Origin of the sequence: Pseudomonas sp. B21-048 (assembly GCF_024748615.1) — a bacterium.
Lineage (GTDB): Bacteria > Pseudomonadota > Gammaproteobacteria > Pseudomonadales > Pseudomonadaceae > Aquipseudomonas.
Genome location: NZ_CP087168.1, coordinates 4,340,758 through 4,357,046, shown reverse-complemented (window position 1 = coordinate 4,357,046; position 16,289 = coordinate 4,340,758). Strand labels below are relative to the sequence as shown.

7 protein-coding genes and 1 pseudogene are annotated in these 16,289 nt (G+C 60.3%); 2 read left to right on the top strand and 6 right to left on the bottom strand.

Translation table 11 applies throughout. The annotated features are described in order from the left end of the window. Positions 1-71: 71 nt before the first annotated feature. The 6 genes and pseudogenes from LOY56_RS20430 to LOY56_RS20405 form a co-directional block, all read right to left on the bottom strand. Complete coding sequence (locus LOY56_RS20430) at positions 72-1,391, bottom strand: MFS transporter (protein WP_258616840.1); 1,320 nt, start codon at positions 1,389-1,391, stop codon at positions 72-74. Positions 1,392-1,692: 301 nt separating this feature from the next. Continuing rightward, on the bottom strand, positions 1,693-3,024 hold the full coding sequence (locus tag LOY56_RS20425) for a sigma-54 dependent transcriptional regulator (protein WP_258622792.1): 1,332 nt from the start codon (positions 3,022-3,024) through the stop codon (positions 1,693-1,695). Next, on the bottom strand, positions 3,024-4,784 hold the full coding sequence (locus LOY56_RS20420; RefSeq protein ID WP_258616839.1) for an ATP-binding protein: 1,761 nt from the start codon (positions 4,782-4,784) through the stop codon (positions 3,024-3,026). The genes LOY56_RS20425 and LOY56_RS20420 overlap by 1 nt, the downstream gene beginning before the upstream one ends. Positions 4,785-4,852: 68 nt before the next feature. Next, positions 4,853-7,618: an RHS repeat domain-containing protein gene (locus LOY56_RS20415; protein WP_258616838.1), complete on the bottom strand. Its 2,766-nt coding sequence runs from the start codon at positions 7,616-7,618 to the stop codon at positions 4,853-4,855. A gap of 1,469 nt (positions 7,619-9,087) precedes the next feature. Beyond that, positions 9,088-12,123 (bottom strand): annotated as a pseudogene (locus LOY56_RS20410) (SpvB/TcaC N-terminal domain-containing protein); the annotation flags it as partial. 216 nt (positions 12,124-12,339) lie between these two features. Further along, complete coding sequence (locus LOY56_RS20405; RefSeq protein ID WP_052964313.1) at positions 12,340-13,863, bottom strand: fumarate hydratase; 1,524 nt, start codon at positions 13,861-13,863, stop codon at positions 12,340-12,342. Between the two features lie 335 nt (positions 13,864-14,198). On the opposite strand from LOY56_RS20405, the gene LOY56_RS20400 reads away from it, so the two are divergent. Together LOY56_RS20400 and LOY56_RS20395 are read left to right on the top strand one after the other, a co-directional pair. Next, positions 14,199-15,305, top strand: a complete 1,107-nt coding sequence (locus LOY56_RS20400; protein ID WP_258616835.1) for a diguanylate cyclase — start codon at positions 14,199-14,201, stop codon at positions 15,303-15,305. Beyond that, complete coding sequence (locus tag LOY56_RS20395) at positions 15,298-16,233, top strand: iron-sulfur-binding ferredoxin reductase (RefSeq protein WP_258616834.1); 936 nt, start codon at positions 15,298-15,300, stop codon at positions 16,231-16,233. Before LOY56_RS20400 ends, LOY56_RS20395 begins: the two co-directional genes overlap by 8 nt. Positions 16,234-16,289: the final 56 nt, after the last annotated feature.

Genomic DNA, 16,289 nt, shown 5'->3' with positions numbered 1-16,289 from the left:
AAGAATGCCCCACGGTGAATCTGACAAAAACGCGCAAAGATTTTGCACCTTTGCGCGTTTTTTATTGGCTGTCAGTCCGTCTCGATCCGCGAATGCTTGCGGGTATCTTTCATGGTCACGTACACCAGCAACGACACCGCGATGCACGCCGTGACATACCAGTAGTAACCGGTTTCCATGCCGATGCTCTTGAACCACAGCGCGATGTATTCAGCGGTGCCGCCGAAGATCGACACGGTCAGCGCGTACGGCAGGCCAACACCCAGTGCACGGATTTCGGTCGGGAACAGTTCGGCTTTAACCACCGCGTTGATCGAGGTGTAGCCGCTGACGATGATCAGCGCCGCCATGATCAGGAAGAACGCGCCCCACCAGGTCTGGACAGTATGCAGGGTGGTCAGGATCGGCACGGTGAACAGTGTTCCGAGAATACCGAAGGCGATCAGGATCGGCCGACGACCGACTTTATCCGACAGCCCGCCGATGATCGGTTGCAGGCACATGAACAGGAACAGCGTGGCCGCGGAAATGGTGGTGGAGTCGGAAATGCTCATGCCGACGGTGTTCACCAGGTATTTCTGCATGTACGTGGTGTAGGTGTAGAACGCCAGCGTGCCGCCCATGGTCAGGCCGACCACAGTCATCAGTTCTTTCGGATGGCGCATCAAGGTGCGCATCGCGCTTTCCTTGGCTTTCTCTTTCTTGGTGAACGACTCGGTTTCTTCCATGCCACGACGCAGGTAGAGCGCGACTACGGCACACAGTGCGCCGATAGCGAACGGAATGCGCCAGCCCCAGGCATACAGCTTCTCGGTGGTCAGGGTCTGTTGCAGCACGATCAACACTGCCAAGGCGATGAGCTGGCCGGAGATCAGGGTCACGTACTGGAAGCTGGAGTAGAAGCCGCGACGTTCCTTGGTCGCCATCTCACTGAGGTAAGTGGCCGAGGTGCCGTACTCACCACCCACCGACAAACCTTGCAGCAGGCGGGCGAACACCAGCAGGATCGGCGCGCCGATACCGATGGTTTCATAACCCGGGCTCAGGGCGATCAGCAGCGAGCCGAAGCACATCAGGTAAACCGAAGCCATCAACGCACGTTTGCGACCGGCCTTGTCGGCGTAGAGACCCATCAACCAGCCACCGATCGGGCGCATCAGGAAGCCCACGGCGAAGATCGCGGCGGTGTTGAGCAGTTGTGCGGTGGTGTCGCCTTTAGGAAAAAAGGCTTTGGCGAAGTACAGGGAGAAGGCGGCGTAGACGTACCAGTCGTACCACTCGACCATGTTGCCGACAGAGCCGCTGAAGATCGATTTGATCCGGCTGGCGGTGGTTCTTTCTTTAGCCGGCGCGGCAGCCGACCCAAGAGGCAGGGCGTTAGAGTTATCCATTGAAGGATCCTTCGTTTAATTGTTTTTGTGGAGCGCGTTAAAACGCAGCCTGCTGGGGCTATAGCAGGAGCTGTGCCAAGGAGAGGAGGGCCGGTTTAGAGGGGTTTTGAAACTTGAGTGAGCGGAAATCCGCTTATGGTGCGCAGGGTGACAAGCGGATTTTCGCCGAACCTGATCGTTCCCACGCTCTGCGTTGATCGTTCCCACGCTCCGCGTGGGAATGCCTCAACGGACGCTCCGCGTTCGGCTTTTGGGACGCAGAGCGTCCCGGGCTGCATTCCCACGCGGAGCGTGGGAACGATCATTCGCCGAGGAACATCTCGCGCGTCAGTCCATGCCGCTGCATCTTTTCATTAAAGGTACGACGCGGCAGTAGCAGTTCTTCAAGCACCGCTTTCACATCACCTTTATGCCGGGTCAATGCCGCGCGTAAACAATGCGCTTCGAAGGCTTCTTGCTGCGCCGCCAGTGACTGGCCAGGATCGATCCTCGCCGGTTCCGGCTCGCCGAGGCCCAGCACTTGTCGCTCGGCGACGTTCGCCAGTTCGCGCACATTGCCCGGCCAGTCGTGGCTCAACAGATGGCTCAGTTGCGGTCCGCTCAAGGGCGCAAAGGTGCGCCCCAAACGCTCGGCGGCACTCTGTGCGAAGAACTCGAACAGCAGTGGAATGTCTTCACGCCGGTCACGCAACGGCGGCAGACGCAACTCGGCGACGTTCAATCGATAGGCCAAATCTTCGCGAAAGCGTCCGGCCCGGGCTTCATCCAGCAAGTCGGGTTTGGTCGCGGCGATGATCCGCAAGTCCACGTGGATGCTCTGGTTGGAACCCAATCGCTCAAGCTTCTGCTCCTGCAACACCCGCAGCAGTTTCACCTGCTGGGCCAACGGCATGCTTTCGATTTCATCGAGAAACAGCGTGCCGCCGTCGGCGTATTCGAGCTTGCCGATGCGTTTACCCTGGGCGCCCGTGAACGCGCCGCTCTCATGGCCGAACAGTTCGGCCTCGAACAACTGCTCGGGAATCGCCGCGCAGTTCAGCGCCACGAAGGGTTTATCTGCGCGGGGACCGAAGTCGTGCAAGCAACGGGCAACCAATTCCTTGCCGCTGCCAGTTTCGCCACGGATCAGCACATTGACCGGCAGCGTTGCCAGGTCCAGCACTTGCCGGCGCAGTGTCTGCAAGCCACGGGATACCCCCAGCAGCGTCGCATCGAGTTTGGCGCGATTGTCCGCCTGTTCATGCAGGGCGCGGTTTTCCAGCACCAGCCGGCGCTTGTCCAAGGCGCGGCGCAGGCTGCTCAGAAGGGTTTCCGGGCTGAAGGGTTTCTCAAGGAAATCGTAGGCGCCGTCGCGCATCGCTTCGACGGCCATCGGCACATCACCGTGACCGGTCAGCAGGATCACCGGCAAATCGGCATCGCGGCGCTGGACTTCGGCCAGTAGCTCCAGCCCCGTCATGCCGGGCATGCGCACGTCGCTGAGGATCACCCCGGGGAAATGCTTCGGCAGTTGCGCCAGGCACTCGTCGGCGCGACTGAACAGCTGCACCTCGAACCCTGACAGGCTCAGCCATTGTTCGACGGCGCTGCGGATGCTGCTTTCGTCATCGACCACCATCACCGAATTGAGCATCAAGCAGGCACCTCCAGATCAATGGGCAACGTCAGGGTGAGCACCGCGCCGTTTTCGCCATTGTCGGCACTTAGTCGTCCGCCTGCTTCGTGAGCGATAGCGAACGAGACGGCCAGCCCGAGGCCCAGGCCATCACCCACCGGTTTGGTGGTGAAGAATGGATCGAACACCTTGCCCAGATTCTCTTCGGCAATGCCGCCACCGTTATCGGCGACGCTCAGGCGCCACAATTGTTCATCGGCTTCGAGGCGGATTTCCAGACGTTTGCAGGGTTTGTCGTGCATCGCATCCAGCGCATTGCGCAGCAGGTTGATCAGCACCTGTTCCAGACGAATCGCATCGCCACGCACCCAAGCCGGGCGAGTCAGATGTAGCACGGTGCTGATGTGCTCGTCACGCAGGCGCGCATCCAGCAACTGCAAGGATTGATCGACCACCGCCGCCAGGTCCAGCCGTTCACGCAGACCGCTGGGGCTTTTGCGGGCGAAGGTTTTCAGGTGGCCGGTGAGGGAGGCCATGCGCGTGAGCATGTCGTCCACCGGTTTGAGCGCCTTGTAGGCGTCCTCGACCCGGCCGTGATCGAGCAGCAGCCTCAGCGTAGCAAGCTGCATGCGCTGGGCGGTCAGTGGTTGATTGATTTCATGGGCCAGTGCCGCAGACATCTGACCGAGAGCGGCGAGTTTGGCCGATTGCACTAGCCCGTCCTGGGCGGTGCGCAAATCCCGGGTGCGTTCTTCCACCAGTCGCTCGAGTTCTTCACGGCTGCGCTGACGCAGTTTGGCCAGGCGCCAGCGTTGGTTAAGGAATAGCAACAGAAACACCAGCGTCAGCCACGCCCCGGCGGCGGCGAGCCCGGCGTTGCGGCGGTCTTCGAACGCGACTTGCGGGCGACGCAATAGATGCAGCGTCCAGCCTTCGGCGGCCAGCGGCAGCGATTCCCAGAGGTAATCCGCTGTCCCGTCGGGGCCATCGACCCGGGTCAGCGCACTGTTGTTGTCGAAGCGTCGCACCGATTGATATTCGAGCGGGGTTAGCGGCTGTTTGTCGTATTGGCGGGTGGTTTTGAGCTCGGCGCGGTCGCTGTCGCTCAGCGGTTTCAATTGGCGATAACGCCAGCCCGGCTGGTTGGCGATGAAGATAATCCCGCGCGCATCGCTGACCAGCAACGTATCGCTGCCCTGACGCCATTCGCGCTCCAGTTCCGGGAATTCGAGTTTCACCACCATGGCGCCGAGGAACTCACCGCTGTCGCTGGTCACCGCGCTGGACAGAAAGTACCCGGGAATACCGCTGGTCACACCCACCGCATAAAAGCGCCCGGTGCCTTGCGTGCGGGTCTGGCTGAAGTAAGGGCGAAAACCGTAATTGTGGCCGACGTAACTGCTGGGCAAGCGCCAGTTGCTGGCGGCCACGGCCAGGCCGGTGCGGTCGAGCAGTTCCAGGGTCGAGGACTGCGCGGCGCCGTTGATTTTTTCCAGTTTGCGGTTCAACGCAAGCTGCTCTTCGGGGCTGACTTCATCGTTTAGCGCGGCGCGCAGTTCCGGGTCCAGCGCCAATACGGCGGGCAGGGCGCGGTAGCGGTCGATCAGGGTGTGCAGGGAGTTGGCGTACAGCGCCAGTTGCTGATTGGCTCGCGCGGCGTCTTCCTCCAGCGCCTGGCGTTCGGTGTGACGGATGGCCAAGGTGGCGGCAAGGGCCGCCCCGGTGATGATCAGCAGGCTATACAACGACAAACGCACGGTACGGGAAGTCGGCAGCATCTTAGTGCAAACAGGTAGAAAGTCGGGCGGGCACCATAGCATGGTGCCCGCCCGAACAGACAAGAACGTCAGACGTAATGGCTCGCCCGAGAAGCTGACGAAGAGCTTCTGTTGAGCCTGCGCGTGATTTGGCTTGACGCACTGGCAAAGCTGCTATGAGAACCTTGAGAGAATGTGGATCCTCGACGTGACGCTGCATCGCTTTGGTTGATATCTTCTGGTCTCAAACGGGTAATTTTCTCCAGCATTCCCATCGTTTGCCAGGTGATGCCTATCAATCCCTCGACTTCCAACACCTGGTCACGCAGCGAGGTCTGTGCCTTCACTGACACCTCATCCGCCAGGCGTTGCTTGGCAATCAACTTGTCGATTGTGTCCATCCACTTGATCGCCTGGGCTTTTTTGTCTGCTTTGGCTTTTGTGCCTCTGAACTCGTCGACGTGTCCCCCCACTATCGGACCCAGCACGGCCCCGGCAACAGTTCCGGCCATGGTTACGCTGACGTTGATCGTTTGAAACAGACGGTTGGCATTTTGCGTGACGTCTGCGGGTGGTAGTGCGCCACCGCCCGCTGGATCCCAGGTGCCCGGTGGAGACCAGCTCGGGTTGAACAAAGTGGCGTGTACTATGAGCTGCACGCTGGCGGTCAGTATCGTTGAAACAACTGCTGCGTTAGCAGGCGCTGATGTCGCGACCGGAAGCAACGCTAACCCGACTCGAGAGTTGACGGCCGCCAAAGCCATTCCCTTGCTCCATTCACGCCACGACTGCTCAGGCTTGGGTGGCAATTGGCCGGGAGGGTTTGCTTTAGGATTGTCCACCCGCGCAGGTGTGTTAGAGCCTTGCGACGTACTGCTTGCGACGGAGCTTCTGCGTGACGACGATGGGGATGTCGTACTAGACGATGGGGATGACACATCAATTGTTGTTTGTGCAGGCGTTAAAGGAGGGGACGCTATCATGGCCCCTTGCGCATCAATAAAGTTGATCGGGTTGTTTCCGGTCATCCGGTACAGATTCAATCCATCCACGGTTCCGGATTTATCCGGCTGCGTCCAGCGACCCAGCCACGGTGCGTAATAACGCATGCCGTAGTAATACAGCCCGCTGACATCCATCTCCTTGCCCGAATAGCGCGCAGTCTTGTAATCGACCTCCACCGACGAACGCGCTGTCATCCATGCGGTGGCGCCGAACGGGTAGTAGCCTTCGTGGCTGATCAGTTGTGCCTGCTGATCCGTTTCCATCACGCAGGAGCCTAGGTGATCATCCAGGGTGTAGCGCAACTGGTCGGCGTTGATGTCGGCCGGTTTGCCTGCCTTCCAGTGCAGGCAACGCACGCTGCCGAAACCGGCGGCGAGGGTAATGACATGCAGTTCTTCGCCGTCGTCCCTGGTGCGGATTTCCAGGCCGGGCAGATAGTGCACTTCGTGAAAATGGCGGATCGTCGAGGTGTGGGTGTCGTGGCGTTTGTAGACCCGGACGCCCTGGCTGTAGCGGTAGTGCTCCTCGTCGTCGGGACCGTTGTCGCGATGTACCAGCGTCACCGAAGCCAATTGATCCCGGGCGTTCCATTGCATGGGTTGGCCGGGTTGCAGGGCTTGCAGATTGCCGTGGCTATCGAACAGTTTGTCGAGCGCCGGCTCGGGATCTCCCGGGGCCCAGCGCACGCCTCGGTTGCTGGTCGGGTCGATGAACATCTCGCGGGTATGACTGGTACCGTCACGCACATGGCGTAGCCCGATCAGGTTGCCGCCGTGATCGTAAGTGTAAGTCTGGATGTAGTTGCGTCGATCATCGGTGGCGGTCGGCACGGGCCGGCCCGGAAGGTCTGACGGTGGGGCGTCGTCGTAACCGGTCGCGGTGATCAGTTGGTAAAGGGAGTCGTAGCTGAATTCACGATGGCCATCCACTCGCTGATTGGCGAAGTGGCTGGGGATGAACGCATGGTCGAGGATGCGGGTGATATTGCCTATCGGATCGTATTCGTATTCGAAATCCTGAAGGGGCGACTGCTGGTTGTTCTGTGCCGATTGCCGATGCAGACGGGCATTGGCCGGGTCATAGACCCAAGTGCTGATGATGCCGTTGCCCGCCTTTTGCTCGACGATCTGCCCGGCCGCGTTGTACTGCGCGTCCAGCAAAACCGGCTGCCAATCCGTGTGCCCCTTGAGCTGCAACTGTACGTGCCTGAGCTGCCCGGCGAGGTCATAGCGCGACTGTTGCCGGTGTTCGCCGGCATCGGTCTGTTCCAGCATGGCACCCAGCGGGCTGTAGGTGCGGCGGCTGACATAGGCCTTGGCATCGTGGAAGGTGCGGGTTTCGCGCAGCGACTGACCGAGCAGGCCGTAGCTGTCGAGACGCAAGGTGCCCGATGGATCCACCTGTTCGACTAGCTGGCCGCGCAGGTTGTGCCCGGTGTCGGCCGAGGCATCGGCGTAGGTGAAGGTGTCGACGTCCGGTTGGGCGTTTTCCTCGAGGGCCACCACGCGCAACTGGTCATCGTAGGTTGTGCGCCAATGATTGCCGCGCTCGTCCCAGCGTTCCAGCGCTTCGCCGGCCAGCCCCGGCAGGCTCAGGCGCCAGCCGGCGTCCACGCTGTCGATTTTCAGCGGCTCGCCGGACAGGCTGTAGGCGGTGACGATGTTGGGTTTGGACAGACGCGGATCCCATTGCGCCACCAGGCGTCCGGCCACATCGTATTGCTGGCGGGTTACCAGAGCGGTAGCCGTTTCACCGGCGACGGTGCGCAAATAAGCGATCTGGCGAATCGGCAGGCCACGACCGTCACTCACCGAGAGCGACGGCGTGCGCTGATGGGCATTGGCTGTCATCAGTGCAATGTCCGTGATTGTGTCGGCGGTGGCGGCTCAGCGGTGTCATTGAAGTCTTCGCTGATGTGGTACCACGGGTGATACGTCTCGCGGGAGAAATCTCCTTTGGCGTTGATCAATTTGATCGGGCGGCCCAGCACGTCATAAAACAGTTGATCGAAGTAGCCAAGCTCGCGCAGGGATTGGTCGTTGACGTAGTGATGGGTGTTGGCGAAAAACGGCCGGAACTGCCGAACCGCCAAGCCCTTGTTGTTGTACTCGACCCGTTCGCTGATGCGCCAGCGCGGGTCGGCGAACACTTGGAGAAACTGGCCATTCTCGATGATCAGCTTGCCGTCGGCATCCACCGCATAGGCCATGCCGGGCTCGACCAGTTGCTGGGTTTGCAGGGGCCGGCCGAAGCCGTCCACACAGGTTTTGATGATCTGGATCAGTGCCGAGACAAGATCGTAGGGATAACGGTCGGCGCTGAGGATGACGCTGTGCACAGGCTCGCGGTGAACCATAGCGATGAGCTCTTTCAACGCTTGCTCCGCCATGGTCAGGAAGTTGTTTTGTTGCAACCTTTGGCGAGCGCTGGCGCGAATGTACCCGCTGGGCAGGACATAGCCGTTTGCGATCCATTCGGTGAGTTGTTCGGGGCTGACAGTAAGCGGCAGCTGCCCCATCCAGCTGAACAAGTCTTTGCGCAATGTGCTGGCGGCTTTTTGTACGGCGGCCGGCGGATTTTCGATGGCCGGATCCGGGCGATGATCCACCGGGCGCTTGAATTCGCTGAGCGGCTTGAAGCCTGCGGCGATGCCGTTTTCGGTGCCGTAAAAGCTGATGGCCAGCGGCTGTCCGGAGGGTTCGTAAATGGCTTCCTGAATATTGTCGTTGGCATCGATGATGCGCACCGGTTGCAACGCGTGATAGTCGTATTCGACTCGGGTCGTGCAGCCATCTGGCAGTTCGACGCTGATGATTGCCAAGCAGTAGGGATCGTATTCGGCCTTGGTCACTCCGTGGCTGGGGGTCTCGTGGAATTCGCGCACGTTGTAAAAACCGTCGAGGCTGTCGTACTTGGCGAAACCGTAGCGGGCGGACCACAAGTCGTCTGTCGAGGACGGAGTTTCGAACAGCAATGGCATTAACGCGTAGCCGATTTTTGTAAGTTCGGCCCGGATGTCGAAGGGCGGTGGCAGATCGCTGTAAGCATCCAGCGCAGTCTTGTCCATCTGCGCCTGTTCCAGCGGGCCGGCCAGGGTTTCGAATTCAGCCTCGCCATCGGGCAGTGGCGACTGGTCGACAGTTTTGAGATAGCGCTGCACCGATTGCCCGGTCAGCACGCGCAGGGTATTCCACTGCGTGGAATTCTGATGTTGTGTCAGTAATTCATACGAAACCTGATCCGGCGCCAGGCCTGTCGGCAGCATGCCCTTGGGCAATACCAGCGCATTGTTGCGCTGCTGCCAGGGCAGCCCCAGCCGCCAGTGCTGCAGATCCTCATCCAAATCAATGAGCCGGGCGCGGGTTTCGCTCAGGTAGTAAGACTGCTGAGCCTCGTCATGGGCGTCTCGCCACCACTGTTGTTCATCGGGGTCGGTAAACGGCGGCGCGTCCGACTCGGTTCGGCGGCGCGCATAGTTGACGGTGATGGCATGGACAGGCTGGCCATATGGGCTCCAGCACAATGTAATGTCATGCGCGCACATCGGGTCGTCGATCAAGCGTTCGTATTGATAGCCGATCTTCTCCAGCGCCAAGGGCAACAACACCGCAGCGGCATATATCCCCTTGGGCCGTACTTCGCGAACCAGGTAACGGTGTTCTGCCACCGAATAAGGCACCGCCGTGGCCGGATCGTCCTCGGCGGCCCAGGTTTCGACTCTGACGATCGAACCGACCAGTGCCTGGGCGATTTCATACTCGCTGGCAGCGTCGGGAGGCGTAACGGGTTCATCGCATTCGTCAGCGGCGTGATAGCGGCTGAACAGTGTTTTGCCCCGCGGAAAGGCTCCGGGGTCCCGATTGAAATAGCCGTCCCGTGGCCTGTCCATGGCCTGCCCGGTATGGAACCAGGTGCAGACTCGTACCGGCGCGGTGAAGCCGACATCGTCGTCGCCCATGGCGGATTCACTGTCGGTTTGTTGCAACTGGCCGAAGCCGCGGAACTCGCGTTCCTGGCCGTCGTAAACGCCTTGGCGATAGTTGAACGATTGGGTCAGACGGTTGCCCGTCACTTCGTCCAACTGGAGCTGTTTGCTGACGACCTGAACGGGAAACGGCAAGCGGCAAATCGGGAAGCGTTTGAGCTTGAGTATCCGATCCTTTTCATCCAGCCATTCTTGCGCGGAACTGCGGTAGATCACCTCGGCGCTGCAACCCATGTTGTTGTTACTGGCAGTGAGCAGGTAGGGCTTGGCGGGTACAAAGTCATAGCGCCAGTGCTCGGGCTTTATGTGCGGCACGGTCAGGATCAGACTGGCACAGCCCAGGCCTTGCAGGTCGGCGAGGGTAACCTGGCACAGCCGGTCATAACGCACGTCTTCAGGCCAAGGCACGATGATCGGCGTTTGCTCCAGCCCGTTGCCGCCACGGTTCAGGTAAATCTCGAACGCATCGGATTTCAGATAGATCAACGCCGGTGCGCCGGATCCGTCGAGGTCGGCGATCCGCACTCGTGTTGAATCGAATTCGTCGTACTCGAACGGCAGAGCGCTAATCACCTGTCCCTCACCGAACTTGCCGTGCCCCAGGTTCGGCCAGCATTTGATTTCGTTATGCCGAATGCGGCACAACTCGGTCATGTCGCTGCCCAGCAGGTTGCCCAGCAACACCAGTTCGCTGGGGGAATCGCTGAACAGGGGCAGCCGATCGTCATCATGGGCGACTTCTTCGGCCCCGGCGAAACCTTTCTCGCGGCGATTGGCGTACAGGCGCACGGAATGCGGGCCGATCATCGCCAGCGAACTGAGCCCATCGCCAGACAGGTCGCCCAATTGCGAAAGGGTGTGGAAAAATTCCAGCGGGAACGCGGTAAACGGTATGAACGCTGCCCAACTGCGATCGGCGTTCAACGTGCGAAAACCGCTCATGCCCGGTTGGGCGGTGATCCAGTCCAGACGCCCGTCACCGGTCAGATCGGTCAGCACCTGATGCACGGGTTTGTTACGGTTCGCGGCCGGTATTTTATCCATCGCGGTCCAGGGCCCGTAGCCGATATCATCAGGCCCCGACGTGGCGCGCAGCGGTTCGCGGTAATACCAGCACTGGTCATGGCGGCAGAAGAAGCCCGGCACACCTTCGCCGCACAGGTCGACACACTGGTAAAACTGGCCGTCCTCGATGCCTGGCATGGTGTCGAACTCGAGCAACCGTGCGGGCGTTTTATTGATCTCGAAGGGCGAATAGTCGAACTCCACCGGCGGTGTGTGTTCCACGAAGCCGCTGGCGTCCCAGGCCTGGTAGTGTGCCGCTGAGATCTGGCTGAAGCTCCACTCGGGCGTGCGATCGGTGTATTCCAGCAACAGCCGTCGAACCAGCACCGGTTCGGCGTCGGGTTCGTCAGGAAAGTAATGGAACATCAACATCTGCCGGCACAGGTGACGCGTACCGACTTCAAAACCCTGGCCATAGGTTGAAAAGGGATCCTGGCGGGGCTTCGGGAATGGCAGGGTGTTGTCGCCATAGGCGGGTTTTTCCGTGAGCGATGTGGTGCGCTCGCCATAGTCGAACAGCAGATGAAAATGCCAGTCCAGATCGGCCGGGTTTTCCACCGTCCAGGCGTACAGATTCTCGCTGGCCGTGAAGTTGCCGTAGAACACTGCGCGCAGGTAACGCTGAGCGCGGTAGTCATGAATGGGGTCGGGGTCTTGATCATCGGCCTTGTAATCGAAACAAATGTGTTCGCCATGGGCATTCATGCTCTCGCAGAGCCGCCAGGTACTCACGTGTAGCTCGTTGTCGGGATCCGCTCGGCGCGAAGCCGTGGTTTTGCCATATAGGTGCAATGAGCCATCGGCGCCGTGCACCAGCCAGAACGTTGGCTGTTCCTCCTCCGATGGTTGAGTCACCGGTTGCCAGCGTTCTCTGAGGGCAAAGTCGTTTTCGACCCGTGGCCAGTAACGCACCACGGTGTGCGGGCCGACGTTCACGCCGTTGTAGGTGCTTTCGGTGCGAGCCTTGATCGTCGTACCGTCGTCCTCAAGTTCGGGCATCCACACCTCGCCGTCATGCCCGACAATCTCGTCATGATCGGTGTAACGCGGCACGCCCTTGTTGGTGCGGCGGCTGATCTGGCTGAGCGCCAGGCTCCAACCGATGCCGTACGGCCCGTTACCGGCCTGACTGCTGTAAGTCAGTGACAGTTGCGGGTCCCAGCCCCGCCCGGGAGAAGCCGGAATTGGCAGCTCGAATGACGCCGCCCCTGTCGGCCCCACGGCGCCCCAACTCTTGCCGATCGTGGCGATCGATGAGCTTTTCGCGATGGACGGCGTTGTGATGCTGAGGTCTTGATCTGCCATGGTTTCATCCAGTGCGCACGCGGTGGGGCGTGGGTGGATTAACGCTATCAAGATGGGCGCGAGACGTAACCTGTCAGATCTGACAGGAGCGGGTGGTTTTTTAAGATTAAATTGGCTGAACGCCGTATTTTTCTATCGCGAACGGTTTGAACGCCGGATAAAAAAACGGCCGGGTCATCCATAACGATGAACCGGCCGTTCGGGCAGGAGAAGCGCTTACTGCACTTCCACCGCCAGGCTTTCACTGATCTTTTTCTGCCAGATCGCAGGACCGGTGATGTGTACCGACTCGCCCTTGCTGTCGACCGCAACGGTCACAGGCATGTCTTTGACGTCGAACTCGTAGATCGCTTCCATGCCCAGTTCGGCGAAAGCCACCACGCGGGATTTCTTGATGGCTTGCGCCACCAGGTAAGCCGCGCCGCCGACAGCCATCAGGTAAACGGCTTTGTGGTCCTTGATCGCTTCGATCGCGGTAGGGCCGCGCTCGGATTTGCCGATCATGCCCAACAGGCCGGTTTGCTCGAGGATCTGACGGGTGAACTTGTCCATCCGCGTCGCGGTGGTAGGACCAGCAGGGCCGACCACTTCGTCACCGACCGGATCGACCGGGCCGACGTAGTAGATGAAGCGACCTTTCAGATCCACCGGCAGGGTTTCACCCTTGTTCAGCATCTCGACCATGCGCTTGTGCGCCGCGTCGCGACCGGTGAGCATCTTGCCGTTGAGCAGGACGGTTTCGCCCGGCTTCCAGCTCTGCACTTCTTCCGGGGTCAGGGTGTCGAGGTTGACGCGACGGGCTGACGGGCCGGCTTCCCAGACGATTTCGGGGTAGGCGTCCAGCGGTGGCGCTTCCAGCGAGGCCGGGCCGGAACCGTCGAGCACGAAGTGCGCGTGACGGGTGGCGGCGCAGTTGGGGATCATGCACACCGGCAGGGACGCGGCGTGGGTCGGGTAATCCATGATCTTCACGTCGAGCACGGTGGTCAGGCCACCCAGGCCCTGGGCGCCGATGCCCAGTTGGTTGACCTTCTCGAACAGTTCCAGACGCATCTCTTCGATACGGTTGGACGGGCCGCGCTTCTTCAGCTCGTGAATGTCGATGGACTCCATCAACACTTCCTTGGCCATCACGGCGGCTTTCTCGGCGGTACCGCCGATGCCGATGCCGAGCATGCCCGGTGGGCACCAGCCGGCGCCCATCTCCGGAACGGTCTTCAGCACCCAGTCGACGATCGAGTCGGATGGGTTGAGCATCGCCATCTTCGACTTGTTCTCGGAACCACCGCCCTTGGCCGCCACGTCCACTTCCACGGTGTTACCCGGAACGATGGAGTAATGGATAACGGCCGGGGTGTTGTCCTTGGTGTTTTTACGAGCGCCCGCCGGGTCGGCGAGGATCGAGGCACGCAAGACGTTTTCCGGCAGGTTGTAAGCCCGGCGCACGCCTTCGTTGATCATGTCGTCCAGGCCCATGGTGGCGCCATCCCAACGCACGTCCATGCCCACGCGCACGAACACGGTCACGATACCGGTGTCCTGGCAGATCGGGCGGTGGCCGGTGGCGCACATGCGCGAGTTGATCAGGATCTGCGCCATGGAATCGCGAGCTGCCGGCGATTCTTCACGCAGGTAGGCCTCGTGCATCGCCTGGATGAAATCCACGGGGTGGTAGTAGGAAATGAATTGCAGGGCGTCGGCAACGCTCTGAATCAGGTCGTCTTGCTTGATCACGGTCATGAGTCGCGCTCCTCTAAAAGACGGGAACATTCAATAAGGTGCTTGCAGTTTGGGTGCATCGGTCGGCTGCAAGCACCTTTCAAGGCACGCCGGGCATGCTGGCGCGACGCTAAAAAGGCGCGGCAGTATACCGCGCCTCGATGACCTGTACACGCGCCGGATTTTGTGACGACGGAGCTTGCTGTTTGGACCTGGACATGGTTTACACCTGTTCTTTGACGCCAGTTTTCTGCCCCTAAAATTGAATGGTCATTTATCGGACTCGCCACTAAAGTGGCATCCGGCCTGTAGAGTAGGACACTCCGACAGCCTCCTTTCCCACGGTGAATCAACGATTGACCCATAACGCCATCCAGCGGCTTTTGCTCAAACGCTTTGCCCTCGCAGCTGGCACCTACGCCTTGGCTTTGCTGCTGCTGTGGTTGGCGTTTTTCACCGGTCATTGTCTAGAGTCCGTGACCGGCATGGCCATTGGCAGTGCATTGCTGGTGCTCAGCCAGGCGGTGTTGTTCGCGGTGTTCTCCAGCGGGCGCAACCTGCGTTTTTCCGATCCCAGCCTGACCGAAATACAAATACTGATGGGCCTGGGTTGGCAGACCTGGCTAATTGCTCATCTGGATGGGGCTCGCGGCGTGTTTCTGGTGTTTTACCTGCTGATTCTGCTGTTCGGGTTGTTTCATCTTTCGCGCATGGCGTTCGTGCGGTGCGCGTCGCTGGTATTTTTCAGTTTCAGCGCGATCACGTTGTGGGAGGGCTATCACTTCCAGCTGCCCGACCCGACGTTGGCGCTGTTGCAAATGTGCGTGCTGTTTGTGGTACTGGTCTGGCTGGTGCTCTATGCCGGTTATGTGCGCACCTCGCGCCAGCGTATGCGTCAGCGGCGGTTTGCCTTGCAGGCGCATCAGGACACCCTGCGCGGGATGATGCGCCAGCTCGAAGACCTGGTGGCGACCGACGAGCTCACCGGGCTGTTCAATCGCCGACATTTCATGCATCTGGCCGCCCGCGAATTGAAGGCGATGGAAATCGATGTGGTGCATGGCCTGGCGTTGATCGACCTCGACTACTTCAAACGCATCAACGATGTCCATGGCCATGCCGCCGGCGATCAGGTGCTTCAAGCGTTTGCCGGGGTGGCCACCGCGTGCCTGCGTGATGGCGATATTCTGGCCCGCTATGGCGGTGAAGAGTTCGTGGTGCTATTGCCCGATTGTGATCCTGAACGCCTGACCGCGTGTTGCGAGCGGTTGCGCATGGCTTTTATGGATGTCGAGTTGATCGGCCTGGATGTATCCAATCTCAGCCTGTCGGCGGGCATGACGTTGTTGGAGCTGGGCGATGATCTGGATGACGCCTTGCAGAGGGCCGATCAGGCGCTGTACCGCGCCAAGCGTGATGGCCGCAACCGTTGCGCGGCGGCCTGGGAGAATGTCGATGCCTGAATTACGCGTCGGCGAACGCCAATGGACGGTGGCGGCGGGCAGCAACCTGCTCGATGCCTTGAATCAGAACGGCGTGTCGGTGCCCTACAGCTGTCGCGCCGGCAGTTGCCATGCGTGCCTGGTTAAATGTGTTGAAGGTTTGCCCGGCGACAGTCGTCCCGATGCCTTGAGTCATGAACAGCGTCAGCAGGGTTGGCGTCTGGCCTGTCAGTGTCAGGTGGTTGAGAATCTGCAGGTGGAAACCTTTGATCCGATGCGCGATGGCCAGGCCGCAACCGTAACCGCCAGCGATTGGCTGAGCCCCGGCGTTTTGCGTTTGCGCCTGATGAGCGAACATCCGTTGCGCTATCAAGCGGGGCAGCATCTGGTGTTGTGGGCGGGTCGGATTGCGCGGCCTTACTCCTTGGCCAGCCTGCCGGAAGAAGACCGTTTTCTGGAATTCCACCTCGATTGTCGCCAACCGGGGGAATTCAGTGATGCGGCACGACAGCTGCAAATCGGTGATCCGATCCGCCTTGGCGAATTGCGCGGCGGGGCGTTGCATTACGACCCGGACTGGCACGCCCGACCGCTGTGGTTATTGGCGGCCGGCACCGGGCTGGGGCCGTTGTTCGGTATCTTGCGCGAAGCATTGCGTCAGGATCACCAAGGCGCCATCCGCGTGATCCACCTGGCCCATGACGCCGATGAGCACTATCTGGCCAACCCCCTGCAAGCCATGGCCAACGGTCGTGAAAACCTGACGCTCGAGTTGTGGACCGCGGCCGAGTTGCCAGCGGCGTTGGCGCAGCTACAGCTTGATTCGCGGCAAACCCTGGCCTTGGTCTGCGGGGCTCCCGACAGCGTCGACGCCTTTGCCCGGCGCTTGTACCTGGCCGGTTTGCCGCGCAATCAACTGCTGGCGGATGTCTTTGTACCCCATGGTTAAGCGCAACTGATGGCAACACAACTTACGAAGTAAAAACCAAAAAGCCCCGCCATTCA